Consider the following 24,171-nt stretch of genomic DNA (forward strand, 5'->3'; position numbering starts at 1 on the left):
GTGAGTTGTTTACGAGCTTGTCCGTCACGGTGAAGGAATAAGCGTGAAAGATTCGCAGAAATTTATAAGCGTCGTGCTTGGCACCGGGTTGATGGTGCTGTGTTGCGCCGGGCCAATCGCCCTGGTGCTATTCGGTACGGCGGGCCTGGCCGCGTTGGCAGGCTATCTCGATTACCTGCTGTTTGCCGTCCTGGCCATCGTCATCGGCTTACCTCTCTACGCGCGATACCACAAGCGGAAGCAGGATGCCGGCTTTACTAATGAAGACTCGGAGAAACGTGATGATTGAACTCAACGTGAGCGGCATGACCTGTGACCGCTGTGCGGATCATGTCAGGGAAGCCTTGGAGAAGCTGCCCGGCGTGCAGTCGGTGGAGGTATCCTATCCTCAGAGGACGGCATCGGTAGCCGTTGATCCGGGGACACCGGCCTCGGCGTTGACGTTTGCCGTGACCCGACTTGGCTACCAAGCTCGACTGGCCAACAGTGGGCCCACTTCCCCGGCAGGCGCATCGGTGTCCAAGGGCCGTGATGAAGACGCCCCGCACATCGCGGTGATCGGCAGCGGCGGCGCCGCCATGGCGGCGGCCCTGAAGGCCGCCGAGCGCGGCGCCCGGATCACCCTGATCGAACGCGGCACCGTCGGCGGTACCTGTGTCAATACAGGCTGTGTGCCTTCGAAGATCATGATTCGCGCGGCCCATATTGCCCACTTGCGTACGGAAAGTCCCTTCGATGCAGGCCTGAGCGCCCAGGCGCCGGTGGTGGATCGGGCCAAGCTGCTCGAGCAGCAGCAGCGACGTGTCGAGGAACTGCGTGACGCCAAGTACGAGGGGATTCTGCGCGACCACCCGGCCATCACTGTCCTGCACGGCGAGGCCCGGTTTATCGATGCCCATAGCCTGATGGTCAAGCTGAACGAGGGCGGCGAGCAGGTCGTCCACTTCGACCGCGCCTTCATCGGTACTGGCGCCCGACCGGCAGTACCGCCGATCCCGGGTCTTGCCGACACCCCCTACCTGACCTCTACCAGTGCTCTGGCCCTGGACACTCTTCCCGAGCGGCTGATTGTGATCGGCGCCTCGGTGGTGGCCCTGGAACTGGCCCAGGCCTTCGCCAGGCTGGGCAGCCGGGTCACGGTGCTGGCCCGCAGCCGCCTGCTCTCCCAGGAAGACCCGGCGGTAGGGGATGCGGTGGAGGCGGCGTTTCGCCGCGAGGGCATCGAGGTCCTCAAGCAGACCCAGGCGAGCCGTGTGGACTACACCGACAATGAATTCATTGTCGACACCAACGCCGGCACCTTGCGGGCGGATCAACTGCTGGTGGCCACCGGACGGACACCCAATACCGAGGCCCTGAACCTGGCGAGCCTCGGCGTGGAAACCGCACATGGGGCTATTCTGGTCGATGAGCATCTGCACACCACGGTGCCGGGGCTCTATGCCGCCGGTGACTGCACCGATCAGCCGGAGTTCGTCTATGTCGCCGCCGCCGGGGGCAGCCGGGCTGCCGTCAACATGACCGGGGGCGAAGCCACCCTGGACCTGAGCGCCATGCCGGCGGTGATCTTCACCGACCCCCAGGTGGCCACCGTCGGCCTGACGGAAGCCGAGGCCATCGAGCAAGGCTTCAGCGTCGATACCCGTGAGCTGGACCTGGAAAACGTGCCGCGTGCGCTGGTGAATTTCGACACCGGTGGTTTCATCAAGCTGGTGGCCGAACGCGACTCGGGCCGGTTGCTGGGGGTGCAGGCGGTGGCGGGGGAAGCCGGTGAGCTGATCCAGACGGCGGTGATGGCGCTACGCGCACGCATGACCGTACACGACATCGCCAATGAGCTGTTTCCCTACCTGACCATGGTGGAAGGGCTCAAGCTCTGTGCCCAGACTTTCACCAAGGATGTGACGCAGTTGTCCTGCTGTGCCGGGTGAACGATATGAGCGCGACCGTGGTGCCACTGGGCGGCGGCACCACGGGTTTTGGGCATGGACACCACAGGGAGCCCTGTCACGATGAACACGACACTACCAGATTGCGGGATGATGGGGGCGATGGGCTGGATAATGCCAGTGATCGGAATTGCCCTACTATTGCTACTGGTCCTGGGCATCGCCTGTTTGGTGAAGTATCTGCTCTCTAGCAAGTGAGCGTACTGAGCGAGCCATCAACCAGCTAATCCGTTGTGGGTTGAGTTTGTCGGCCACCTTTCTCTCTCGCATACCAACCAGATAATCCGGATACCCGAAAAAGCATGACCTATGATCAGGGGCGTGAAATGGCACAGCATGCAAAAATCACTCAAGAAACGGGCGTTGCGATTTATTTTTGCGATCCCCACAGCCCCTGGCAACGTGGGGCCAATGAGAATATCAATGGTCTTATCCGTCAATATTTACCGAAAGGAACGGACCTTTCAGCACATAGCCAGGAAGAGCTGGACGCCATTGCCTTTGAGCTGAATATGCGACCTCGAAAACGCTTTGGATTTAAATGTCCGATAGAGGTGATGAGCGAGCTGATGGCCAAGTACCATGAAAGCCCATCAACCATCCAATGAGTGTGTTGCACTCAGAGTCTGCATCCGCCAATTGTCTTGTTTTTACGCCGATTGCGGCACTATAAAGTTAGCGAAAATTCCTGAATTAAAGCTGAATTTGTTTGCCGAGATACTAGTTTTTCATAAAAAAGGTCAGCTCATGGCTGACCTTCTTAATTCATGTCAAGACTAAAGGATATCAATAGGCGACATGTAGTTCATAATAACGGTTATCATCACTGCCTCCCCTTGATCTTCCTGTTACCTCAAGCTGATAATTACCCGGTTGCAGCTGACGAACAAGTTCGAAGTGCCCCCGTGGGCTGGAAGCTTCTGCTACCTGCTGTCCCGCCTCATTATAAAGAACAGCTGAAATGCGGTTGCCAGTGCTGGTTGCGCCTGGGAAGTGCTCACTTGCTATCTTCAGCGTAGTCGCTTGTTGAATGTTAATATTGAAACGCTTTGATTGGCCTTGGGCCAGCAATTGTGTAGAAGAGACGCCTCTTTCAAGTAGTGGCAGATCTTGGATGATCGTCCCATAGTTAGCCAATGCAGGCGTTGAAAGAATGCTAGCTACAAGCGCTCCAAAGAGAATTGATTTAACTTTCATGATAACTACTCCAGTGGTTGGTTACATGGTTATATTAGCTGGGGTTTTTGAAATGAAGCTGAATATAAAAATAAAAATAATAAAAAACGCCACCATTTGGTGACGTTAAAAGTTACACACTGCCAGAGTCGTTAGAACATTAGTTTAACACCGGCAACAACTCCAGTATCTTCAGTGTTGTCGCCACTGGCTCGGGAGAGATCTGCAGTGTCGCCGTATTCTTTCTCCCAATAGGCACCGATGTAGGGGGCGAAGCGTCGGGTCACTTCGTAGCCTAGCCGTAGGCCAGCACGAACCGAGTTAAGGCCTTCGCCCACGCCAAATTCTTCAACTTCACTGGCGGCCACGGCAATTTCGGTGCGCGGCTGTAGGTAGAGCCGCTGAGTCAGGCGCAGATCGTATTCGCCTTCAAAACTGGCGGCCACGTCGCCATCTTCACTCACTTGTAATGCCACGTCGGTTTCAATGCCGTAGGGCATTACGCCTTGCAGGCCGACAACCCCATAGGTGCGTTCAGCGTGATCATCGGAGAAAACACCGCCTTGATAACCGATCCCCCCCTGTAACTCCCAAAAATCAGCCACTAAACGACTATAGAGTAGTTCCAAAGACTCAAACTCAGCATCTTCGCCGTCGCCCTGGACATTTTCGCCTTCTGACTTTAGGTAAATGCGGTTGATATCGCCGCCGTACCAGCCTTGAAAGTCCCATACCACGGCTTCTGGGCCTTTATCAGGCACGCTATATTCGAGCCGATCAAACAGTGCCATACCCATATTATGTTCCTCAGTGGGCGCTGGCCAACTGTCTGGTGCCGCATAGCCATCTTCGGCTTGAGCGGTCGTGGCGGCGGCCATGCCAAGGGCGGCGCTGGCGAGGGTTAAGTAGCGCTTAATTTTCATACTGCCTCCTTAAGAAACTTGAACAACGCGGAACATGCCAGCATCCATGTGATAGAGAAGGTGGCAGTGGAACGCCCAACTGCCCTCTGCATCTGCGGTGATCAACGCAGATACGCGCTCACCGGGCTTCACATTTAGGGTGTGTTTGCGTGGTATCAATTCCCCTTGGCCGTTTTCTAGCTCCATCCACATACCGTGGAGGTGAATAGGATGCTCCATCATGGTGTCGTTAATCAGAATTAGGCGCAGCCGCTCATCTTTCTCAAAATGAATAGGGCCGGTCACTTCGCTAAACTTCTTACCGTCGAACGACCACATATAACGCTCCATATTGCCGGTCAGGTGCAGCTCAAGCTCACGGCCTGGCTCACGGCGATCAGGCCATGGTGTGAACGCTTTGAGATCCCGGTAAACCAATACGCGTCGTTCGTCAGGATCAATGCCGATTCCCGCCTGGTTATAGCGAGAGCCCGGCTGAGCTTCACCGGCGAGAAGCAAACCATTTGCGCCTATTTTGGCCTGCTCGGCTGCCATCCCCCCCATAGTAGAGTGATCCATGCCTTGCATGTTGGACATACCGGAGTGATCCATCCCAGCCATGCTGGAATGATCCATCCCCGACATGTTGGACATGCCAGAGTGATCCATCCCCGCCATGTTGGAGTGATCCATACCGCCCATACCGTGGGCACCCATGGCTTCCATACCGCGGTCTGCAATTTGACGGCGTTCAGGAATCTCCGCCTGCATGCCTTCACGTGGAGCTAGCGTGGCGCGTGCATAGCCGCTCCGATCCATGGCTTCGGCGAAGATGGTGTATGCCCGGTCGTCTTCAGGTGAAACCAGCACATCGTAGGTTTCAGCCACGCCAATACGGAACTCATCAACAGGAACGGGTTGCACCGGTTGTCCATCAGCGGCCACCACGGTCATCTTCAGGCCAGGTATACGAACATCGAAAAAAGACATGGCTGAGCCGTTAATCACGCGTAGTCGTATCCGCTCACCAGCTTTGAACAAGGCATTCCAGTTTTCTTGAGGAGAATAGCCGTTGAGAAGATAAGTATAAGTACTACCGGTGACATCGGCGATATCCCTCGAGCTCATGCGCATTTGAGCCCACATGCCGCGCATTTCAGCGGTCTGAGCAAAACCGTTGTTACGAACATCGGCAAAGAAGTCAGCAATCGTGCGCTCTTGGAAGTTGTAATAGCCTTCCATGGTTTTCAGATTACGGAACACCGACATCGGGTCTTCAAAGGTCCAGTCGGTGAGCAGTAGCACATGCTCACGGTCATAGCGGATGGGTTCGCGCTCGGCGGCGTCAATTATCAACGGCCCGGCGTGGCCGAGCTGTTCCTGCAAGCCGGAGTGGCTGTGGTACCAGTAGGTACCGTTCTGACGGACGGGAAAACGGTAGGTAAAGGTTTCACCAGGGGCGATACCTGCAAAGCTAACGCCAGGCACACCATCCATTTCCGGCGGTAGAATGAGACCATGCCAGTGGATGGAGGTGGGCTCGTCCAGCAGGTTGGTGACACGCAGTACTGCGTCTTGACCTTCTTTCAAACGAATCAGCGGGGCAGGACTGGTACCGTTAATGGTAATTGGTTGGGCTTCTTGTCCGTCAATAGGCAACGATTCACGGCGGATCGCCAGCGATACCTCGGGCCCTTCTTCAACGCCCTGAGCATAGACGTTGGTACGGCCCCAGGGGTTTGCCCAGGCGGGGGTTAATCCCATTGCCGCAGCGGAACCTATTCCTAGGGCAGCGCCGCCTTTTAGGACCTGCCGGCGAGAAAGCGGGTGAGAAATGATGCTTGAGCGTGCCATGTGTAACTCCCGTCAATGGTGAATAGCACCATCTTGATGGAAGAAGCTGAATCAAAGCTGAATAGTGATTAATTGACCACTTCAACTGCAAGAGGCAACGTAACCGTAACGCGCAGTCCACCCAGTGGACTACGCTCAAAGCGCGAGTGCCCTGAGTAGCGGGCAATTAACTGCGCAAGAATCGACAGGCCTAAGCCGTAGCCGGGACGGCGTTCATCCAATCGTGTGCCACGCTCTCCCAAGCGCGAAAGATCTTCTTCTGCAACGCCGAAACCGTCATCATCAGTGGTGAGCGTGAGTGTGGTAGTGGAGACGGCAATATCGCAATTAACGCACCTATTCGACCATTTGCCAGCGTTATCGAGCACGATGCCTAATATTTCAGAAAAGTCGTGAGCCTCAATAGGCACTTGGTCTTTCTCGTGTGCCGAGTGGGTAAGGTTGAAAATGCGCTCAGGGTAAAGACTACGGAACATCTCGATGAGCCGTGAACTATCTCGCGTGACGTTCGCCATTCGACCCGCGTTAGGCCCTGCAATACGCGAACGACGCAGCTCTGCAGCTAACTGAGCGTTAATATCTTCAATACGACTGAGCAGTTTATGCCGTCGGTTTTCATCAATGGGCCGATTGCCGCGCAGTACTTGGGTAATTGCTGCCAGCGGGGTTTTTAATGCGTGTGATAGGTTGGCGACCGATTCTCGCGAGCGCTTCAGACGAAGATCAATGTCGTCCATGAACCAGTTCAACTGGTCGACTAATTCATCTAGCTCCGAAGGGGCTACTAATGACAAGCGATCACGTTTGCCTGATCGCAATGCTTCAAGTTGTTGGCGCAGTTGCCAGAGTGGTATGAGTCCACGGTTAACCGCTAGCATGTTGAGTATGATGAGCATCCCTAAAAGCACGGCGGCGATCCCACCAACCCACCAGTGCAAAGCTGCAAGCCCTGCTTCTACTTGGGAAAAATCCTCGCCCACCAATAGCACACCCTGCGTGCCCTGCCACTCAAAATGGCGGCGATAGACGAGCATGTGCTGTGTTCCGCGATTCACATCTATTAGGGCATCGCCGCTCTCATCTAGCAACGGAGCCAGCTGTTGCTGCCATTGCGGGTCAGAAGCGCTGACCGAGCCATTGAAACGGAGTACGTAGAGATGATGAAAGACTTGATAGCCTTGGCTAACCGAGTCGAGCGCAGTCGGTACAGTCGTTTGGTCTTGCTCTAGCTGCGCGACCGCGTGGTTTGCTTCACGTTGTAAGCGTTCACCTAAAAAATCCCTTGCCAGGCTCTGTAAAAAGATCCCGTGCAATAGCCACGTGGTGACCACCACCAGTAGCGCGACGCCGCCTAACCATGCGAGTAGCCGAATGCGTAAACTGCGTCTATCAATGTGAAGCAAAGAAATACCCCTGACCACGTCGCGTTTGAATGACTGATTTACCGAGATAACGGCGCAGACGAGCGATGTAGACTTCCACCAAGTTAGGTGCGGCAGCGTCCTGATCCAAGGCGTAGAGCTGCTCTAGTAGCTGATCTTTCGAGTGAATACGGTCTGGATGAAGCATTAAGTAGCGCAGTAATCGAAACTCCGTTGCTGTTAGCGAACGCCACGTTTCTCCTTCTAAGCACACGCGTTGACCCGCCTCATCCAACGAGACACCGTTAAGCGTAATCACATGAGATAACTGACCAGACTGCCTACGCAACAAGGCCTTCAGGCGAGCCATAAGTTCGGCTTCGTGGAAAGGCTTGGTGAGATAGTCATCGGCTCCGGTTTCAAGTCCGATAACTTTATCTTCCCAGGTATCGCGCGCCGTCAAAATCAAAATAGGCGTACTGCGCTTCTGCTTGCGCCAATGAGCGAGAAGATCTAACCCCGACCCATCGGGCAAACCGACATCTAAAATAGCCAGCTCATAATCCTCGGTTGCCATCAGCGACTTGGCCGCTTTCAATGAAGCGGCCAAATCAACCAGGTAACCGTTGTCCTTGAGACTCTCTGCCAAGCTTTCTGCTAACAAATCATCATCTTCGAGTAGCAACAGTTTCATGGGTCTGCGTCAGATTAGAGAGAAAAATTACCGTACATGCCGGATTCATAATGACCAGGAATGTTACAGGCATACTCTAGCTCGTTAACATTGTCAGGGACACTCCATAATAAAGTCCCGGTTTCACCAGGCGCAATGGTGACACCTGCCATGTCCATGCTGGCCATATCGTGACCGCCGCCGTGTGACATATTCGACATATCGTGGCCTCCGCCGTTGGCCATGTTTAGCATCATTTGACGATGTTCTTCTTGGGCTTCTTTGCTACCAATCACAAACTCATGTTCTAAATTGCCGGTGTTGGTGATTTCAAATTTAACAATTTCACCCGCCGCCATTTCTAGCGTTTCAGGGTCGAACCACATATCGCCAGCATCAAGGCTGATCGTGCGGTCAACGTCAGCCTCGGTTAGGTTATTGCCACCACCGCCGTGGCCGGGTGCAGCCAGCGCCGCGCCCGTGATCAGACTTAATGAAAGGGCAAACAAAGACGTTGTTAAAAGAGTGTAGCGCATGGTCATTTACCTCAGAGGTTATTGTCACCCATTCTTTATACGGTGTTAACCTGAAACGAGCCTGAACCTACAGTAAAAATATGACCTGCCGGATAAGTAGCTATCACGAAAACTTGCAAGCGCAAGGCCTTATTTCGGGACCTTTTTTAATTCAATACAGCATCTTCCGCTTAATAGTGAAATTTGTTCAGTTGCCGATGTCGGCAGCAGGGATGCTCTTGGTCATCACTGCGCATCATTGTCGGTAGAAAATAGTTGCCCCTTGTTGATGATGATGGTAGCGCTAGTTACTTTTATCGCTATGACCGGACGTCGGCTTTCCACTTCATCTATATTAACCCTTGTGTCTACATTTCCTGAAAGTTTTGCCACAAGATGTTAATGCGAGCGTACAAGCACCATGAGCGCTCATCATCGACGTTGATCTATCAGCAGAAGGTGTAGCTCGTTAAATATCGCCCTCATGAACTCAATGACCAGCCGATGCTGGCCAGTTTGATCTAGATCAGCGTGAAAAAACCAGAGGACAGCTCTTGCAAAAGACCAGTGGCTCCCCAGGGATGAGAGAAGCAGAAAGGCTGAACCAGCACTGCACCTGTATCACTCTAGACCGACGAGCAGCCACCCAAAGTCTTATCGACCAGTTGGGCGACGATGCCGATGAGGCCTTTATCCGTTCGACCTGGCATCAACTTTTCTCGAATGTCGCTGTCTTTGTCCCATCTCAGGTTCTGGAGCAGATGAGGGCCACTGTTCAGGCCATAGAAAACGCCGCCGCTCTTCCCGACTATCAGCGACAAGTACTGTCTTGGGCCCCGCAAAGTGCACAGTTAAACCCCGGCCCAGTAGGTGTCTTCATGGGCTATGATTTCCATCTCGGCGAGGACGGGCCTCGCCTCATCGAAATCAATACCAATGCCGGAGGTGCATTTCTTAACGCGATCCTGGTACGGGCCCAACTGCAGTGTTGTGGTGATGCTAAAAGTGCGGCCGGGTCTGCCGACTTCGAGGCTAAAGTGATAGCCCAGTTCGAGAGCGAATGGCGTGCCCAGCGTGGCAATGGACGTCTGGAGAGGATAGCTATCGTTGATGATCAGCCTATGGGGCAATACCTCTATCCTGAATTCAAACTTGCCCAGCAGTTATTACGGCGTCATGGCATTGATGCTCTCATCCTCTCGCCTGGCGACCTTCGGTATGAGTCAGGCATGCTATACAGCGGCGGTAAGCGAGTAGATATGGTTTACAATCGCTTAGTGGATTTTGGGCTCGAAGCACCCGGAAACTCCGCCTTACACTCTGCCTGGTTGGACGGAGGCGCAGTCATAACCCCAAATCCCCATGCACACGCATTGTTCGCGGACAAACGCAACTTGGCTGTGTTATCAGATCCCGCGACGCTTATGGCTTGGGGGTTGAGCGCTCAAAATGCCGAATTACTTCGCTCTTGTATTCCCCGTACCTTACAGGTCAGCGCTGATAATGCTGATACCCTTTGGCAACAGCGACGGCAGTGGTTCTTCAAACCTGTCGCAGGCCACGGAAGTAAGGGAGTGTACCGGGGAAGTAAACTCACCAAAAAAACATTCAGCCAAATCTTGGAAAGCGACTATATTGCCCAGGCCCATGTGCCTCCCTCCGAACGCCTCGTTCTGGTCGATGGACAGCGTAAAAATCTCAAGGTCGACGTTAGACTGTATACCTATCGCGGCACACTGTTAATGGCCGCAGCGAGACTTTATCGAGGACAGACGACCAATTTCCGTACGCCAGGTGGGGGATTCGCACCTGTGCTTCTCATGAAAGATTAGTTATCAAAAATATGATCTAAAGAGTTTGTCCCACAACTTATGCGATTATCGTGATAGGGCGTGGAACTCATCTTGCAAGGCGATCGCCTCACTTCGGCCCGCGATTAGTTATTCGGAAATTGCTCCCAGCAACCTTTCAATTGCGCGCAAGTTTTTCCTGCATTTGGATTTAAAGCCTGGAAACTTACAATATTATCAGCTACGCGGATGAAACCTCGTCAATGAAGGCTGCCCTTAAAGGGGTATCTCTGGAGCGATATAGATAGCCACCTAGCCGAGCGATGGCCTTCATATAGAAACCATGTCGCGTCGCTGACCCAGTCGAGGCGGTGGAATCGACCGGTCGACCAGAACTAATAAATGATCAGTAAAGAACCGTTGCTAGCAAGGCAGCCGGGAACTGATGCCTAAGAATGATCAGTCCGGATACGATGTAGCCGAGCATAATGCCGATGGTGAGTCGATCGGCTGTGGTGAAGCACATATCCTCAATCCGGTAGCCAGTTTTTCAGATTCCATCATATACGTGTGTGCTAACGCACAGATCGTGTGATGTCAGACCCTGAACATGATGGTGCGGGTCCGTGTCGTTTGATCGCCAAGGTATCGGTCGCGTTACTATCCGCGCTAGATAACGAATAGTGCATTATGGAAATACAATCCTAATAATGTCAGGAAGGGTCTCCTCATGAATAGAGTCAACACTGCAGCAATGGCTTTTTGTCTTCTCGCTGTTCTGCCTAGGGCAGCATCCGCCCAAAACTCAGAGTACGGCCCACAAGGGGGTGTCCGTGAGTTTTCGATCTCTGGAACTGGCAGTAACGATCGGAATTTTAATAGCGGAAACTTCGGCGTGAGACTGTTGATCTTGGTTGGTATCTGAGGGATAACATGGTTGCCGGTGTTCGGCAAAGCGTCAATTACGCCGATGTCGAAGGCGAAGGCGGGCGTCACAGATGGTTTCTGGAACGGCTCAACCCGTGGTTACCTAACCCATCAGTTCCTTGATGGTCGTGCGCGGCCCTTCGTCGGTGCTAGCCTCGGTGGTATCTATGGAGACGGCGTCAAAGACAGCGCCTTCGCGGGACGGGAAACGGGTATGAAATACTATGTTCTGCCCAAGGCCTATTTCCTCGCTCGCGCTGAGTATCAGTTCCTGTTCAGCGATACCGACGATGCCACCGATGCGTTTCAGGAGGACGGTATCTGGGCTTATACGATTGGTCTGGGCTACAATTTCTGAACCACATCAAGATGCCACGAACCACCACGGCCACGTGGCGGGTGTGCATCTCTTGTCGCGCGCGGATGGCATCGGCCTTGCCTTCCGGATAGCGTTGCTTATAGCTATTAAGCTAGGTTCTTAACTACCTAAGGTGGTTGTCCTGACGGTCACCCATTCGGTGATGTCACCCTTGTCAGCACCGCCGTGATCAGCAGGATAACCACGACCAGCACCACCTCCAGCGCAATACTGCGCTGCAAACGTCGTGGGGCTGTTGCATCGCCGCTCTCAAAGGCAGGTACAAGCCGCCACTTGTTCGCGGCAGCAAATAACAGCAGCACCGCGACAATCAATACTTTGCCGATCAAGAACTGTCCATATGCCGTGGTGAGCAGGGGTGTGAGACCGCCTGTTAGCAGCGTGGCCAAAGTGACGCCCGCCAGTACCAACACGCCAACTCCGCCCATGGCGAGTTGCCCGAAACGGGTCAGAATGCGGGCGGTATTGCCGTGGTTGTAATGTTGCCCCACTAAGTGGAACAGCGGCCACAGCGAGGCTACCCAGAATGCTGCCGCCATCAGGTGAACGATCAGCAAGACAGCCAGAACGAGGCGTGGGGTGTTTACTGTATGCCCCACCTGCACGAATGCCAGCATCACCAATAAAACGCCTACTAGGCTCAAGCTGTTGGCTGTTTTCGAGAACGCTAAGTTATTAAGCTGAATCGCCTGGACCAGCAGCAAACCAGCTACCACCAGTATTAGTCGACCCCCGGACGCGCCATCGAACACGATCCCGAGCAACATTGGGTTGGTTGCAGCCGCTATATTGCCGCCTCCAAGGTAACCAGCTTCTAAAGACCACTGGAACAGAATCAGGATGACCCCCGCCCAGGCAGAAAGGACACCCATGCGGGCGACGCGCCTCCGGTCGTGATCAGGGAGCCGGGGAAACGCTAGACGAAACAACACGGCCCCCGTCGCGACTAGGGCGCTAAGGTAAATCCCGGCCGCCACGAGAATCATCGCGACGGTCCAGACATCGAGGCTATTTACGGAGAACCACCAAGCCACGGGTCAGGGCTCGACCGAGAAGTTAAAACCGTCGGACATCATGTGTCCGTCATCCGATAGGCCGCGCCAGTGCACCTGGTAGTCCCCAGCCGAAAGAATTTCACCGGGCTTCACGACGTAGCGTTCGACCTGTTCACTGCCTGGCTGACCATCAAGAGGAACGGGGCCGTTTGGGCCTGTCACTTCAAACTGGGTGATGCGCATCATGCCACCAAACTCGATGCCAATCTCTGCTGGGGAATCCTGAATGGTGACGCCATCCCTCGGTAAAGTGTTTACGCGGCCTTCATGGGCCAGTGCCGGGATTGCTAGCGACATCAACAGCGTTGCTAAGGAAGCGTGAATGATAGGGAGCGAACTCTTCTTCTTTTGCATACCGTATCCTTATGTTTTTCAGGGTTGAATGGATATTGTTACTTCATCGCGGAGGCGCTAAAACTGATTCGGTTGAGCCTTCTTACATCGTTCATTTTCCCTGTTTGGCGAACAAGGCGCATGGCGTCGTATGAATCTTCAAAGAAATGTGTAGGTGTTATAGCGTGCCAACCTGAAGCAGGGCTGAAAATGGCGGAAAAAATGATCTGTGACAACACTTAGGTATTGGGATCGGTTTCTCCTTTACCTTTGGGCCACCTATAGGTTGTAGGCTTATAACGAAAGCTAACTCCGCCTTCTTCCATTTTTAATGGATAAGGCGATGTCTCGACCAGCAACATGATAAGAGGAAATATCATGGTTAAGCACAAGATGATCTTTGTCATTGGTCTGGCTGCAAGCCTCAGTGTCCCCAGCAGCGCCATCTTCGCTCAAGGTATGAGCCAAGGCGCCCAAGGTCAGGGCAATATGATGGACGGCCAAGTCGGTATGGGTTCGGGCATGATGATGGGCAGTCAAGAAGGCATGTACCCAGGAATGATGATGGGAGGGCAAAGCGGGATGATGCCTTGTCCAATGATGGAAGGCATGGGGAGTATGTCCGGCATTGGCGGTATGCTCGACGAGCAGCAGATGAGTACCATGCGTGAGATGCGCCAAGAACACCGCGCGGCCCAGCTTGAGCGGATGGGCGAATTGATGAACCTGCGCGACGACATGATGCAAACCATGCAGACTGAACGCCCTGAACCAGAGGAAATAAAGGCGCTGCATGCTCAAATGGCCAACCTTCATGGCGATATGATGGCTGATAACGTGCGCATGCATAATCAGATGCAGGACTTACTGACCGATGAGCAGCGTGAACAGATGAGAGGAAGCATGCCCAGCCACCATGGCCCGCAATAAGCCTTGGCGATTGCCTCTTTTTTTAGGAGTGATGGTATGATGAACGCGGAATGTTTTGCTTTTATGGGGTCAATGGGGTGGCTAGGCTGGTTGATGCCCCTGGCCATGCTGTTATTAATTGGCTTGGCGATCGCTTCGCTGGCCAAGTACCTCTTCAGTCGTTCACGCTAAGGAGTTGAAAATAATGCAACATATGAGCACCAAGCTTTTACTCTCTGGTTCCATGCTGCTTGGGGCGGTCTCCGCCCAGGCGGCGTTACCGCCAGAGGCAACATTGTATAAAAACCCCCAGTGCGGCTGCTGTGACGCTTATGCACGCCATCTTGAAGAGCTCGGCGTAGAAGTGACGATTATTGACGATGTAGAGCTGGGTGATATTAAGCAGCAGGCAGGCGTGCCCTATGGCCTGGGTTCATGCCATACCATTGAGATGGGCGAGTATTGGATCGAAGGCCACGTTCCAATGGAAGCCGTGCAGGCGCTGTTTGAGGAACAACCCGATATTGACGGTATCGGTTTGGCGGGTATGCCCATTGGCACACCGGGTATGCCGGGGCCACAAGAAAGCCCTTACAATGTGTACACGTTTACAGGCCAGGAAGATGAGCCATTTATGACCCTTTAGTAGGGTGATAAAAGCTCGCCTGCTGTCTGCACGCCGTTCTAACGGACTCTTGTAGTACAGCAGGCGCATTCAAGTCATACATTACTAAAACGAAAGCGCTGTATTAAACTTAGGATTTACTTTGCTAGTGCGTTACGGGTCGATTCGTTACGGTAAGCTAAAAATAAGATTGCGTCGTTTTCTTTACACCTACACATTGCCACACTAGCAAGCCTGTTAAAGCTTACTTTGCGCAAAAACCTCCTATTAATATTACGCCTTAATAAAAGGTGAGCATGTTGTATACCCGCGTTAGTAAGATTGGCAGTTCGCATCCCACGTTTATTTCCCAAGCCCGCGTCCTTACTCGTTTTACGATGGCCAATGGGAATGGTGGTCATCGATAACAAAGACGTGCCCATGTGAGCCTGGGGAATGATGGTGGGAATGGCGATGAGGTTCCGGCCCCTCCCATCCCTCATGTTCGTGCTGATGATGTTCATCGTGGTAGTGCAGGTGGGTGTGACTTTGGGCAGCGTGCTCGTGCTCAAGAGCCATCGGGTCATGTGCGTGCCAGATAAGGGCCGCGAGCCCCGTTGCCGCCAGGGCCACCGTTCCCAGCAAAGCGAACGTACCCGTCAGTCCCAGGTTCACTCCCAGCCAGCCTGCCAACGGATAGGTGACTAGCCAACAGCTGTGTGACAACGAGAACTGGGCAGCAAACAGCGCTGGACGCTCCTCCGGCTGGCATGAACGTTTGAGCAGGCGCCCGGTGGGGGTCATGACCAACGAGGCCCCAGCGCCCAGCAGTAACCATAGCCCGACAAGCCCCGCAAACGATGGGCCCAGCCAGCCCAGGTAGAGGCTGAGTGCCATCATAACGCCACCCAGCAGCATGACTGGCCGCTCGGACACCCGTTCCAGCACCTTGGGCAGCAGTAAGGCTATTAGCATGGAGCCCCCGCCTGCGGCGGCAAAGGCCAGTGCGACTTCTTTCTCGCCCAAATTCAACACCGAGCGTACGAGTACCACCGTGTTGACGATCTGCATGGCCCCGGCGGCTGAAACAGCCAGGTTCAACGCCAGTAGCCCGCGCAACCGGGGCGTCTTCAGGTAAATCCGCATACCATGAGTAACGCGACGCCAGACGCCGGGGGCTTCCTCTAGGGGGTGAGACGCAGGCAGGATCACCGATATAACCAGGGCGGCAGAGATAACGAAGGCCAGAGCATTGATTACAAACAGGACATCAAAACCCATCACCATCAGCAATGCCGCCGCCGCCATCGGGCTAAGAAGGTTCTCTAAATCATAGGCGAGACGCGACAGGGACAATGCTCGTGTGTACTGCTCTTCGTCTTCGAGAATGTCAGGGATCATCGCCTGGAAAACGGGCGTAAAGCCAGCTGAACAAGCATTGAGCAGAAAGATCAGCACATAGATCTGCCACACTTCGGTAACAAAAGGCAGTGCGCAAACCACGGCTGCACGCAGCAAGTCCAGGCTAACCAATAAGGTGCGCCGAGGCAGGCGTGATGCATAAGCGCCGACCAAAGGGGCAATGCCCACGTAAGCGACCATCTTGATCGCCAGCGCCGTGCCTAGCACGACGCCCGCCTGACCTTCAGCAAGATCGTGAGCCAGCAACGCCAGAGCAACCGTGGTCAGGCCAGTGCCGATCAGTGCAATGACCTGCGCTAGAAAGAGATGGCGGTAGACGCGGTGGGCGAGTACATCGAGCATAGAACTTCCTCAAATGAGGGGTGCCTAAAAGCGCTTACAGGTAGCGTGCAATCGTCTTGAACTCTTCAGCCCGTGCCCGTTGCGTTTGATTCTGAGTACCCAGGGCTTCGTCTAGGCAGTGGTCGATGTGATCCAGCACTAAGGTGCGTTTAGCTTGCTGAATGGCTTTTTCTACCGCATGGAGTTGTTGAGCGATGTCCAGACAGTGGCGTCCATCCTCTACCATCTGGGTCACACTCGAAAGGTGCCCCCGAGCGCGGTTCAGGCGCTTGACGATATCGGGATGTGACTGGTGAGTATGCATTGTCATTTTCTTTTCCCTTATTATATTCCTATCCCCCCGGAGGGGATGGTAATCTATCGCCGTTATTCTGCCAACGCTATGGTTCAAGGCAGACAGTTATCTATTTTTATGATTTTTACTTTTATCCTGGTTGCTCTACATGCTCAATCGGCTGCGCCACCGCCTTGGCTATCTGACCTTTCTGTTGCTGTTCCTGCCTAGCCTGGTAATCACCAGTGTGGGTGAGGCGCGTGCGCATGGGGCAGCGAGCATGGTTGGCGTTGAGTCGTCTCTCCATGAGAATGTGCAGAAGGGCCATGGGCATACCCATGGCCACGAGCACGAAGACAGTCGCCACCTGCATAATGAGAGTGGCAGTCATTTCCATGAAAAAGCGGATCGGCCTGGGACAGGCATTACCGTCGAGCCGAACTTCCGCGATGCCCTGCGGCTAGGCGAATGCAGCGGTCTTCCGCTGCGTCGCGTCTACCGCTTGGAGCGTCCGCCACGGCCAGTCATCACTGGATGATTGGGGCCGTCCCCCTGACGGCCAACTTTAATGACAGACCCGTGGAGGTTTTATGTTTCCATCCCAACTAGGGGGTGCGTTCGGCTTGTCTGCTATGATCCGACGCCACGCGCTACCCCTTCTCACACTCCTAGTGATGCTCCTGGGAGCCACTGGTGAAGCCCTTGCCCACGCCGTTGCTGAAGGCGACAAAGGGTATATCCAGGAGATCTATGGCGTTCACCTGATCTCGTTCATCTATCTCGGTGCCAAGCACATGGTGACGGGGTATGACCACATCCTGTTTTTGCTAGGGGTCATCTTCTTCCTCTACCGAATGCAGCATATCGCCATTTACGTCAGCCTCTTTGCCATCGGTCACTCGACGACGATGCTGTTAGGGGTGTACTTCAATATCGGCATCAATAGCTACCTAATTGACGCCATCATCGGACTCTCCGTTGTCTACAAGGCGCTCGATAACATCGGGGCGTATCAGCGCTGGTTCGGCTTTCAGCCCAACACCAAGGTCGCCACACTGGTGTTCGGTCTGTTTCACGGCTTTGGCCTGTCGAGCAAGATCATTGAATACGATATCTCGCCTGATGGTCTCGTCCCTAATCTCCTGGCATTCAACGTAGGCGTCGAGATCGGCCAGCTACTAGCGTTGAGCGCCATTCTCATTGTGATGGGCTTCTGGCGACGCACGACGGGCTTCTTACGCCACGCGTATACCGCCAACGTCGCCATGATGTGTGCTGGTTTTATACTGGTGGGTTATCAACTCACCGGCTATTTCATTGCCTAATTGAGGGAGTCCCTAATGTATAACACTGATCTTCCAACCCGTGCCGAACTACCGTCAACGGGTAAGTTACTTCGCTCTACGCTGATGGCCGCCGTTATTGCTGTCGCTTTGCTGATCACCGTCGTGTTACCTGCCGAGTATGCCATTGACCCCACCGGTGCTGGGCGCTTGTTGGGGCTGACTGAGATGGGCGAAATCAAGACCCAGTTGGCTGAGGAAGCCGAACTCGACCAAGCCAACGATCAAGCCATGGCCCAACAGGCGTCTCAACCCTCGGCATCTCAAGGAATCGTCAGTGATCGCCAGTCTGCGCCGGTAAACGATGCTGATGCTCAGACTGCGACGTCCGAGGCAGAGATAGCTCCCCAAACAGCCAATTCAGCCTCAGCGAGTGATCCCGTAGCACCTTCACTCGAAGATTCTGACAGGGTGATGACCGATGCCAGCATGGCACTGGCGGAGGCATTAGCGACGGAGGAAGCTGCTTCACAGACGGCGCAAGCGGAAGAAGCGTCCCCGTGGAGCGATGAGGTGAGCTTTACCCTGACGCCAGGAGAAGGCACGGAGTACAAACTCACCATGCAAGAAGGGGCGGTTGCTACCTTTGCCTGGGTATCCGAAGGTGGCCCTGTCAACTTTGACACACACGGTGATGGCAATGGGAACTCCATTAGCTACGAAAAAGGCCGTGGCGTGCCCGAAGATGAAGGTGAGCTAGAAGCCGCTTTCACTGGCAACCATGGCTGGTTCTTCCGTAACCGCAATGACAACGATGTGATCATTGTCTTGCGTGTGGGTGGCGAATACGGGGAGTTAGTTAAGGCCCTTTAACAGATTAGCCTCTAGCGCTCTCTTGAGTGCTAGAGGTTTTCTTCGAACCAGTGTCATTAAGTATTTATAGCTGTATTGGTTTATTGATATACCACTTGATATAAAAATCATCTTCAAGCGCATGAGATGATGCAATAGCTCAGTTAGCAAAACCATTTAGGCGTATATGCGAAATATCTAAAAGACCGCTTCTGGCCGGTTTTTGCCCTTACCTTCATAGTGTGTCTTGGGCAGGCAGAAGAGATGCTGGCTCGCAGTGGAGCACGACAGCGAGCTCATATAGCTTTTCCACGGTTATTCTTACTTCACCTCGCTCGATTCTTCCCATGTAGCTTCGGTCGATGCCAACAGCCAAGGCAAAAGCCTCTTGCGAGAAACCTTCTTCCTTTCGTTTCTTCCTGATATTGCTTCCCAGCGCCTTCGCTAGCTCACCCATACCCGCCTCATTTCCTTTTGGCGGGACTATCCTTCGTTGCGGCCTATCTAGCCACGGACTATAATCCGCATTTTCGTTTTTACCTCTCCTACGGTGATGGTCATGTCGGTTACCCTTCCTTCGATTGATGAGCGCATTTTCGAGCTCCTTTTAAACACTGATAACGCTCAATTCACTATTCGCAGCCTCCGTGACCAGTACGCACATCGACATGGCATAGCCGCAGAGCATCGCGCTGATCTGCGGCGTTTTATCTATGAAAGGGTTAAAAAGCTAATCAACACTGGCTTAGTGGAGAAAGATCATGAAAAACGCAAACGCGACCAACTCTATTTTGTGTTGCCTTCAATAAGAGATGCGAGCTTGTGTCTGGAGGGGGAAAGTTTTGACACATGGCACCAGCGGCTCGTGTCGCAAACAAATGAAACAACAGAGAAATCCGTTATTCCAAAAGACGATGTCAGTATTGAACATCATCCCAGCACTAAGAAGGCGTCTAGCCAATATGCCTTGGAGAAAATGTTGCAGGAAACGCAAAGTGAATTCCTTTCTTCCCTGGGTGAAGTCGAGGCATTTCGAGAGCTTATGGACGAATACCCTGATCTCAAGCCGAGTATTGTGGTGGATCATCGTAATGCTTACGACCGGAGCGCACGCTTAATGGGCCGGGTACGTGCGCTAGAAAAGTCACTACATCGGCTGAGGGGTTCATGAGTACGAGGCTGCGTAAATGGCAATCAGAGTGCTTGGAACTAGCGAAGTCCCACTATTTACTGAGTAGAGATTTGTTCGTACAAGCAACCCCTGCCAGCGGCAAAACCCGTTTGGCCGCTGAAATTACGCGATGGCTCCTTGAAGAAGGACGTATAGATTTTGTTATCTGCTTTGCACCTACCAGAGAGGTGGTGGCTGGCATACAGCGCACCTTTACAGTGGTGTTGAACCAGCGTTTTGGAGATACGCTTGCATCGGTTGGGGCCGCTTATACCTACCAGTCTATGGAATATCACCCTGAAGATTTTTGGGCGTTATTCACAGAATATCGCACCTTAACCATTTTTGATGAGATACATCACTGTGCAGGCCATGATCCGCTTCTCAGCAATACGTGGGGCCAGCAAATAATTCAGCGCATCCAAAATGCAGCCACTTACACCTTAGCACTGTCAGGAACGCCTTGGCGTTCGGATGACTTACCTATTGCATTAGCTCGCTACAGCGATCCAGAAGGCAAGGTAATCTGCGATTACCGTTATGACCTGAAATCCGCCATTAAAGACGGCGTATGTCGCTCGCCAAGAATTACGCTTATCGATAACCCATTGATCCGTTTGACCGAAGAGAGCGAGAGTACAGCATCAGTAAAAGCGTTTTCCTCATTTCAACAGTTGCTCAGTGAGTCGCCAATCAGCTACGAAGACCTGTTGCGACACGACGATATCCTAAATGCGGTGCTAGACCTAAGCATTGACCGACTTAACCAAGAGAGGAATAGTGTACCTAATGCAGGCGGTCTAGTAGTGGCTACTGACATTGAACATGCACATCAAATCGCAGAGCTTTTGATTAACAAGGGTGAAAGCTATGTAGTGGTGACTAGCCAAACACCGAAGGCGCATCAACTTATTGACCAATACCGATATAACAGTACCCGCTGGATTGTCGCGGTAAGCATGATATCCGAAGGGACTGATATTCAACGATTATGCGTATGTGCGTATCTAAGCAGGATTCGCACGGAATTGCATTACCGGCAGGTTTTAGGGCGCATTTTACGCAAAATGGGCGACTCGGATGATCAAGCATGGCTCTATGTGATCGCCGAGCCACTACTGCGGAAATACTCACAGCGAATTGCTGACGATCTTCCCGAAGACCAGGCAATGCTTCAAACCCAAAAGCTGAGGCTGCAATTGGAAAAAGCACGTTCTAATCAAATCTGCCGAAATGAAGAAAGTCGGTCAGTTGAGCATGATAACCAATCAACCTTGGCAAAAAGCTATAACGAGAATGGAATGTTATCGGTCGAACCGCCGTTGCTTACTCTGAGCTTCTCGGAATATTACCACCATCACCTACTGTCTCTTATATAGCATCCGTTCAATAAACAGGCATAGGCCAAAAGCTTAAGCAGTAGGTGAAGATATTTAGTTAGCTGGTAGGTTTACGAAGCTATTGTAGGCGCTTGTAGGTCGTATAATCTGGGCATGAAACTAATCGAGCTGAACTGAATCATATCTGAGTCCCAAAAGACAGTTGGGTTATGATTAGCCATGAAGCTGCTAAAACCAGCTAAGCGTAAACAGCTTCACTGTTGGTTGATCGTGCTGAAGCATGCATATTCATACTCATTAGCAATTAAAAAGCTCATCGACTGCTCATCGTAATCTGTATCGTCCAGCAGTTTACACGGGTATTTCGTGAACACCCTAAGAACACTTCAGCTTTGAGATCAACCTCATTCATGGCTAATTTGCGCTCAAGATGGTTTTCAATAGTATATCAATATAGTATATATACTAATTATTAGAGATATCAAATCCCTTATGCTGTATGAAAAATCACTCATTCGTTACACATATAGTATATTTTTGCGGGCTATTGTCCCACCTCTTGCAGCAGGTCGTTGGGAAACTCGATATCCGCTTTGTCGATTTCATCAATCAGTAGCACCACGCGCTCGCCCGCGGTGAAAGCTTCCCACAGCTTGCCGGGCTTGATGTAGTTACCGACATTTTCCACCCCTTCAACGCCCAACTGGGAATCGCGTAGGCGGCTGACGGCATCATACTCATAAAGCCCCTGGGCGGCTTTGGTGCTGGACTTGATATGCCAAGTAATCAGCTTAGTGCCCAGGGATTCGGCGAGTTCCTCGGCCAGCAGCGTTTTGCCGGTACCGGGTTCACCTTTGATGAGTAGTGGACGCTGCAGCACAACAGCAGCATTGACTGCCTGTTTGAGTGCATCAGTTGCAATGTAAGAAGAGGTTGAATCAAACGCCATGGGGGAGCCTCGGCTTGTCGAAACGCGTTGTTTAAAAATAGATTCAAACAAGTGTACGTGAGGGTAAACCCCAAGGCCAACTCGTCGATAGCGCGATTGGCTTTCAGCCCTGCCAGTTGGGGGGCACAATCCCCTGGCGCTGCATTTGCCGGTATACCGTGGGACGCGAAACGCCTAGCTCACGGGCAACCGCGCTGATATTCCAGTGATGTTGCTTAAGTAGGTGGATAAGCGAATCTGAAAGGGTTTCATTGGCGTTCGTTTCAAGTTGGGCCGCCGCGCTGTGAGTAATACGCTGACTAAGACACTGCTCTGGCAGGTCGTGAACGGTTATTTCGTCACTTTCTGAGGTGGCGAGGGCAAAGGCGAGGGCATTTTTGAGCTGACGGATATTACCGGGCCATGAATACGCGAGTAGCGCACTGATGGCATCTGCGCGAAGTCGCGGCGCTATTTGCGTGGCGCGTTCGGCGGCGACATCTTCAAACACGCGGCGAATAACAAACAGTTTATCGGCGCGTTCGCGTAGCGCTGGCAGTCGAAGCTGAGCACCGTTGAGCCGGTAATAGAGGTCTTCGCGGAATTCCCCTTGCTGGATCATTTCTTCGATATGGCGATGGGTGGCCGTAATAACGCGAATATCGATTTTAACTGGCGTGTTAGCCCCCAGTGGCATCACTTCCCGTTCGGACAGCACGCGCAGCAGTCGGGTTTGTAGCGCTAACGGCATATCCCCGATTTCGTCTAAAAACAGCGTGCCTCCATGGGCCTGCGGAATAAGCCCGCGCATCCCTTTTGAGCGGCCGCCGGTGAAGGCGCCTGGTTCGTAACCAAACAGTTCGCTTTCAATCAGTGACTCGGGAATGGCTGCACAGTTGACGGCAATAAACGGTTGTTTGGCGCGGTTGCCGCTTTCGTGCAGCGCCCGTGCAACCACCTCTTTGCCGGTGCCGGTTTCGCCGCTAATCAGTACGTTCACGTTAGCTTCATTGCGCAAGCGGTCGGCTAGTTTTTGCACTTTGCGCATCGCTGGGTCGTCGGCACCCAGCCGAGCTAAGGGGGCCGGCAGTTCAGAAGTAAGCGGTGTTGCCCGTTGCGCCATGCGGGGGCGGCGGGGTTCCAGCAAACTTATAAAGTGGATGGTGTTGCTGGCGCGAGCGCGGAAGGCACGCAATTGATCATCAGTACCGCTATTAATACTGAGTATATCGGCGATCTCACACTCGAACAGTTCACCCAGCATAGGGGTGTGATTTGCCGACCAAGGTGGCCAGCGGTGCTGGTGTTCGGCGATTAGCTCGCGGCCTACAGCGTTGGCAGCGATGACCTGTCCATTCTCTTCAATGGCGATTAAACCACGCCCGTTGACGTGCACAAATTCCCGCGAGGTATCTAGACGCACCATAAGGCAGTCGCGGTAGCGCTGCAGAAAATAGGCATCCTCAATCATGCGCGCATAAAGCGTTACCAGCGATAGGCTGAAATTCTGGCTTTCGTGCTGGGTAGGCGACTGCAGCGCGGAGATATCTAACACGGCCATCACATTACCCTGAGGGTCAGCAATAGGAGCGGCGGTGCAGGTCAGCGAGATATGGGATGCATCGAAGTGTTCTTGACGGTGGCAGATAATGGCCTGGCGATCATGCAAGCAGGTACCGACAGCGCAGGTGCCTGCAAAGCGTTCATCCCAGTCAGCCCCCAGGTAGAGGCCTGCTTTGCGTAATTGCTGGTCCTGGTTGGGGTCGCCGCGAAACTCAACGGTAATGCCACGGTGGTCGGTGACGAGTAGTACGTAGCCAAGCTGCGCTATTTGACCATAAAGCTGATCGACCCCGGCGCGGGCGACATGCAGTAATTCATCAACAGACTCGCGGTGCTCAATCAATGTTTGCTGCGGCACTACCCGTGCTGGGCGTGGATGAGTGGGGTCTAGCTGATACTCGTTCAGGCAGCGCAGCCAGGAGCGACGAATGGGGGCCTGCGCAGGCAAGCTGGGGGTATCTAGCCCTTCACCGAGCTGAAAAATATGCTCGATATGTTGACGTTGTTCAGATTGAAGCCGTGTAGGTGCAAGCGTGGAGTGCAGCATGGCGTTACTCGTTGGGCGCTGT

General features: G+C 53.2%; 25 protein-coding genes and 2 pseudogenes. 14 read left to right on the forward strand and 13 right to left on the reverse strand.

Features of this window, described 5'->3' with window-relative positions:
- Nucleotides 1-43 precede the first annotated feature (43 nt).
- From merF to NF683_RS15405, 4 genes and pseudogenes are all read left to right on the forward strand, one after another.
- Entirely contained in the window at nt 44-289 is a 246-nt protein-coding gene (gene merF / locus NF683_RS15395; protein WP_008957402.1) for a mercury resistance system transport protein MerF, read from the forward strand.
- Nucleotides 282-1,931 carry a mercury(II) reductase gene (gene merA / locus NF683_RS15400; RefSeq protein ID WP_008957401.1) on the forward strand — a complete coding sequence of 550 codons (1,650 nt, stop codon included), beginning with the start codon at nt 282-284 and terminating at the stop codon, nt 1,929-1,931. Before merF ends, merA begins: the two co-directional genes overlap by 8 nt.
- Before the next feature lie 81 nt (nt 1,932-2,012).
- A complete protein-coding gene (locus NF683_RS21305; RefSeq protein WP_008957399.1) occupies nt 2,013-2,147 on the forward strand; it encodes a hypothetical protein in 135 nt (44 codons plus the stop codon).
- A gap of 95 nt (nt 2,148-2,242) precedes the next feature.
- Nucleotides 2,243-2,557, forward strand: a pseudogene (locus NF683_RS15405) (IS30 family transposase); the annotation flags it as partial.
- 178 nt (nt 2,558-2,735) lie between these two features.
- On the opposite strand, the gene NF683_RS15410 reads toward NF683_RS15405, so the two are convergent.
- The 6 genes from NF683_RS15410 to NF683_RS15435 form a co-directional block, all read right to left on the reverse strand.
- On the reverse strand, nt 2,736-3,146 hold the full coding sequence (locus NF683_RS15410; protein WP_230805096.1) for a hypothetical protein: 411 nt from the start codon (nt 3,144-3,146) through the stop codon (nt 2,736-2,738).
- 131 nt (nt 3,147-3,277) lie between these two features.
- Complete coding sequence (locus tag NF683_RS15415) at nt 3,278-4,048, reverse strand: copper resistance protein B (RefSeq protein ID WP_050713463.1); 771 nt, start codon at nt 4,046-4,048, stop codon at nt 3,278-3,280.
- A gap of 9 nt (nt 4,049-4,057) precedes the next feature.
- Entirely contained in the window at nt 4,058-5,881 is a 1,824-nt protein-coding gene (locus NF683_RS15420; protein ID WP_230805098.1) for a copper resistance system multicopper oxidase, read from the reverse strand.
- 68 nt (nt 5,882-5,949) lie between these two features.
- Nucleotides 5,950-7,284: a sensor histidine kinase gene (locus NF683_RS15425; RefSeq protein WP_230805100.1), complete on the reverse strand. Its 1,335-nt coding sequence runs from the start codon at nt 7,282-7,284 to the stop codon at nt 5,950-5,952.
- Nucleotides 7,271-7,936 (reverse strand): response regulator transcription factor, encoded by a 666-nt coding sequence (locus tag NF683_RS15430; protein WP_009288249.1) that lies wholly within the window; start codon nt 7,934-7,936, stop codon nt 7,271-7,273. The genes NF683_RS15425 and NF683_RS15430 overlap by 14 nt, the downstream gene beginning before the upstream one ends.
- Nucleotides 7,937-7,950: 14 nt before the next feature.
- Nucleotides 7,951-8,451 carry a cupredoxin domain-containing protein gene (locus tag NF683_RS15435; RefSeq protein WP_230805102.1) on the reverse strand — a complete coding sequence of 167 codons (501 nt, stop codon included), beginning with the start codon at nt 8,449-8,451 and terminating at the stop codon, nt 7,951-7,953.
- 533 nt (nt 8,452-8,984) lie between these two features.
- On the opposite strand from NF683_RS15435, the gene NF683_RS15440 reads away from it, so the two are divergent.
- The gene (locus tag NF683_RS15440; protein WP_230805104.1) at nt 8,985-10,262 is read left to right on the forward strand and encodes an ATP-grasp domain-containing protein; all 1,278 of its coding nucleotides are present in this window, start codon (nt 8,985-8,987) and stop codon (nt 10,260-10,262) included.
- 901 nt (nt 10,263-11,163) lie between these two features.
- Nucleotides 11,164-11,505 (forward strand): hypothetical protein, encoded by a 342-nt coding sequence (locus NF683_RS15445; RefSeq protein WP_231658664.1) that lies wholly within the window; start codon nt 11,164-11,166, stop codon nt 11,503-11,505.
- A gap of 149 nt (nt 11,506-11,654) precedes the next feature.
- On the opposite strand, the gene NF683_RS15450 is transcribed toward NF683_RS15445, so the two are convergent.
- Nucleotides 11,655-12,512: a copper resistance D family protein gene (locus NF683_RS15450; protein ID WP_092490837.1), complete on the reverse strand. Its 858-nt coding sequence runs from the start codon at nt 12,510-12,512 to the stop codon at nt 11,655-11,657.
- Nucleotides 12,513-12,563: 51 nt separating this feature from the next.
- On the reverse strand, nt 12,564-12,935 hold the full coding sequence (locus tag NF683_RS15455; RefSeq protein ID WP_230805106.1) for a copper resistance CopC family protein: 372 nt from the start codon (nt 12,933-12,935) through the stop codon (nt 12,564-12,566).
- Nucleotides 12,936-13,292: 357 nt separating this feature from the next.
- Between NF683_RS15455 and NF683_RS15460 the strand changes: the two genes are divergently transcribed.
- From NF683_RS15460 to NF683_RS15465, 3 genes are read left to right on the forward strand one after another with little or no spacing between them, the layout of a single operon-like run.
- Nucleotides 13,293-13,844, forward strand: coding sequence for a hypothetical protein (locus NF683_RS15460; RefSeq protein ID WP_044630687.1), 552 nt, complete (start codon nt 13,293-13,295; stop codon nt 13,842-13,844).
- A 36-nt stretch (nt 13,845-13,880) separates the two neighbouring features.
- Nucleotides 13,881-14,015, forward strand: coding sequence for a hypothetical protein (locus NF683_RS21310; RefSeq protein ID WP_008957443.1), 135 nt, complete (start codon nt 13,881-13,883; stop codon nt 14,013-14,015).
- Nucleotides 14,016-14,028: 13 nt separating this feature from the next.
- Complete coding sequence (locus NF683_RS15465; RefSeq protein ID WP_008957442.1) at nt 14,029-14,469, forward strand: DUF411 domain-containing protein; 441 nt, start codon at nt 14,029-14,031, stop codon at nt 14,467-14,469.
- Nucleotides 14,470-14,820: 351 nt separating this feature from the next.
- Here the strand turns inward: NF683_RS15465 and NF683_RS15470 are convergent, their stop codons facing one another.
- Together NF683_RS15470 and NF683_RS15475 are read right to left on the reverse strand one after the other, a co-directional pair.
- Nucleotides 14,821-16,191 carry an MFS transporter gene (locus tag NF683_RS15470; protein ID WP_008957441.1) on the reverse strand — a complete coding sequence of 457 codons (1,371 nt, stop codon included), beginning with the start codon at nt 16,189-16,191 and terminating at the stop codon, nt 14,821-14,823.
- 34 nt (nt 16,192-16,225) lie between these two features.
- Nucleotides 16,226-16,501 (reverse strand): metal-sensing transcriptional repressor, encoded by a 276-nt coding sequence (locus NF683_RS15475; RefSeq protein WP_008957440.1) that lies wholly within the window; start codon nt 16,499-16,501, stop codon nt 16,226-16,228.
- 133 nt (nt 16,502-16,634) lie between these two features.
- On the opposite strand from NF683_RS15475, the gene NF683_RS15480 reads away from it, so the two are divergent.
- The 3 genes from NF683_RS15480 to NF683_RS15490 are packed head-to-tail and all read left to right on the forward strand — an operon-like array spanning nt 16,635 to nt 18,621.
- Entirely contained in the window at nt 16,635-17,003 is a 369-nt protein-coding gene (locus NF683_RS15480) for a hypothetical protein (protein WP_137094712.1), read from the forward strand.
- Between the two features lie 52 nt (nt 17,004-17,055).
- Nucleotides 17,056-17,790, forward strand: a complete 735-nt coding sequence (locus tag NF683_RS15485) for a HupE/UreJ family protein (RefSeq protein ID WP_170968126.1) — start codon at nt 17,056-17,058, stop codon at nt 17,788-17,790.
- Nucleotides 17,791-17,805: 15 nt separating this feature from the next.
- Nucleotides 17,806-18,621, forward strand: a complete 816-nt coding sequence (locus NF683_RS15490) for a hypothetical protein (RefSeq protein ID WP_044630691.1) — start codon at nt 17,806-17,808, stop codon at nt 18,619-18,621.
- Between the two features lie 214 nt (nt 18,622-18,835).
- Here the strand turns inward: NF683_RS15490 and NF683_RS15495 are convergent, their stop codons facing one another.
- Complete coding sequence (locus NF683_RS15495; protein ID WP_230805107.1) at nt 18,836-19,057, reverse strand: helix-turn-helix domain-containing protein; 222 nt, start codon at nt 19,055-19,057, stop codon at nt 18,836-18,838.
- Nucleotides 19,058-19,159: 102 nt separating this feature from the next.
- On the opposite strand from NF683_RS15495, the gene NF683_RS15500 reads away from it, so the two are divergent.
- Together NF683_RS15500 and NF683_RS15505 are read left to right on the forward strand one after the other, a co-directional pair.
- A complete protein-coding gene (locus NF683_RS15500; RefSeq protein WP_230805108.1) occupies nt 19,160-19,771 on the forward strand; it encodes a hypothetical protein in 612 nt (203 codons plus the stop codon).
- Nucleotides 19,768-21,150, forward strand: a complete 1,383-nt coding sequence (locus NF683_RS15505) for a DEAD/DEAH box helicase (protein WP_253920406.1) — start codon at nt 19,768-19,770, stop codon at nt 21,148-21,150. Before NF683_RS15500 ends, NF683_RS15505 begins: the two co-directional genes overlap by 4 nt.
- Nucleotides 21,151-21,664: 514 nt before the next feature.
- On the opposite strand, the pseudogene NF683_RS15510 reads toward NF683_RS15505, so the two are convergent.
- Together NF683_RS15510 and NF683_RS15515 are read right to left on the reverse strand one after the other, a co-directional pair.
- Nucleotides 21,665-22,060, reverse strand: a pseudogene (locus NF683_RS15510) (AAA family ATPase); the annotation flags it as partial.
- A 103-nt stretch (nt 22,061-22,163) separates the two neighbouring features.
- Entirely contained in the window at nt 22,164-24,149 is a 1,986-nt protein-coding gene (locus tag NF683_RS15515) for a sigma-54-dependent Fis family transcriptional regulator (RefSeq protein ID WP_089038074.1), read from the reverse strand.
- Nucleotides 24,150-24,171: the final 22 nt, after the last annotated feature.

Origin of the sequence: Halomonas sp. MS1 (genome assembly GCF_024182575.1) — a bacterium.
In the GTDB taxonomy this organism is placed as follows: Bacteria; Pseudomonadota; Gammaproteobacteria; order Pseudomonadales; family Halomonadaceae; genus Vreelandella.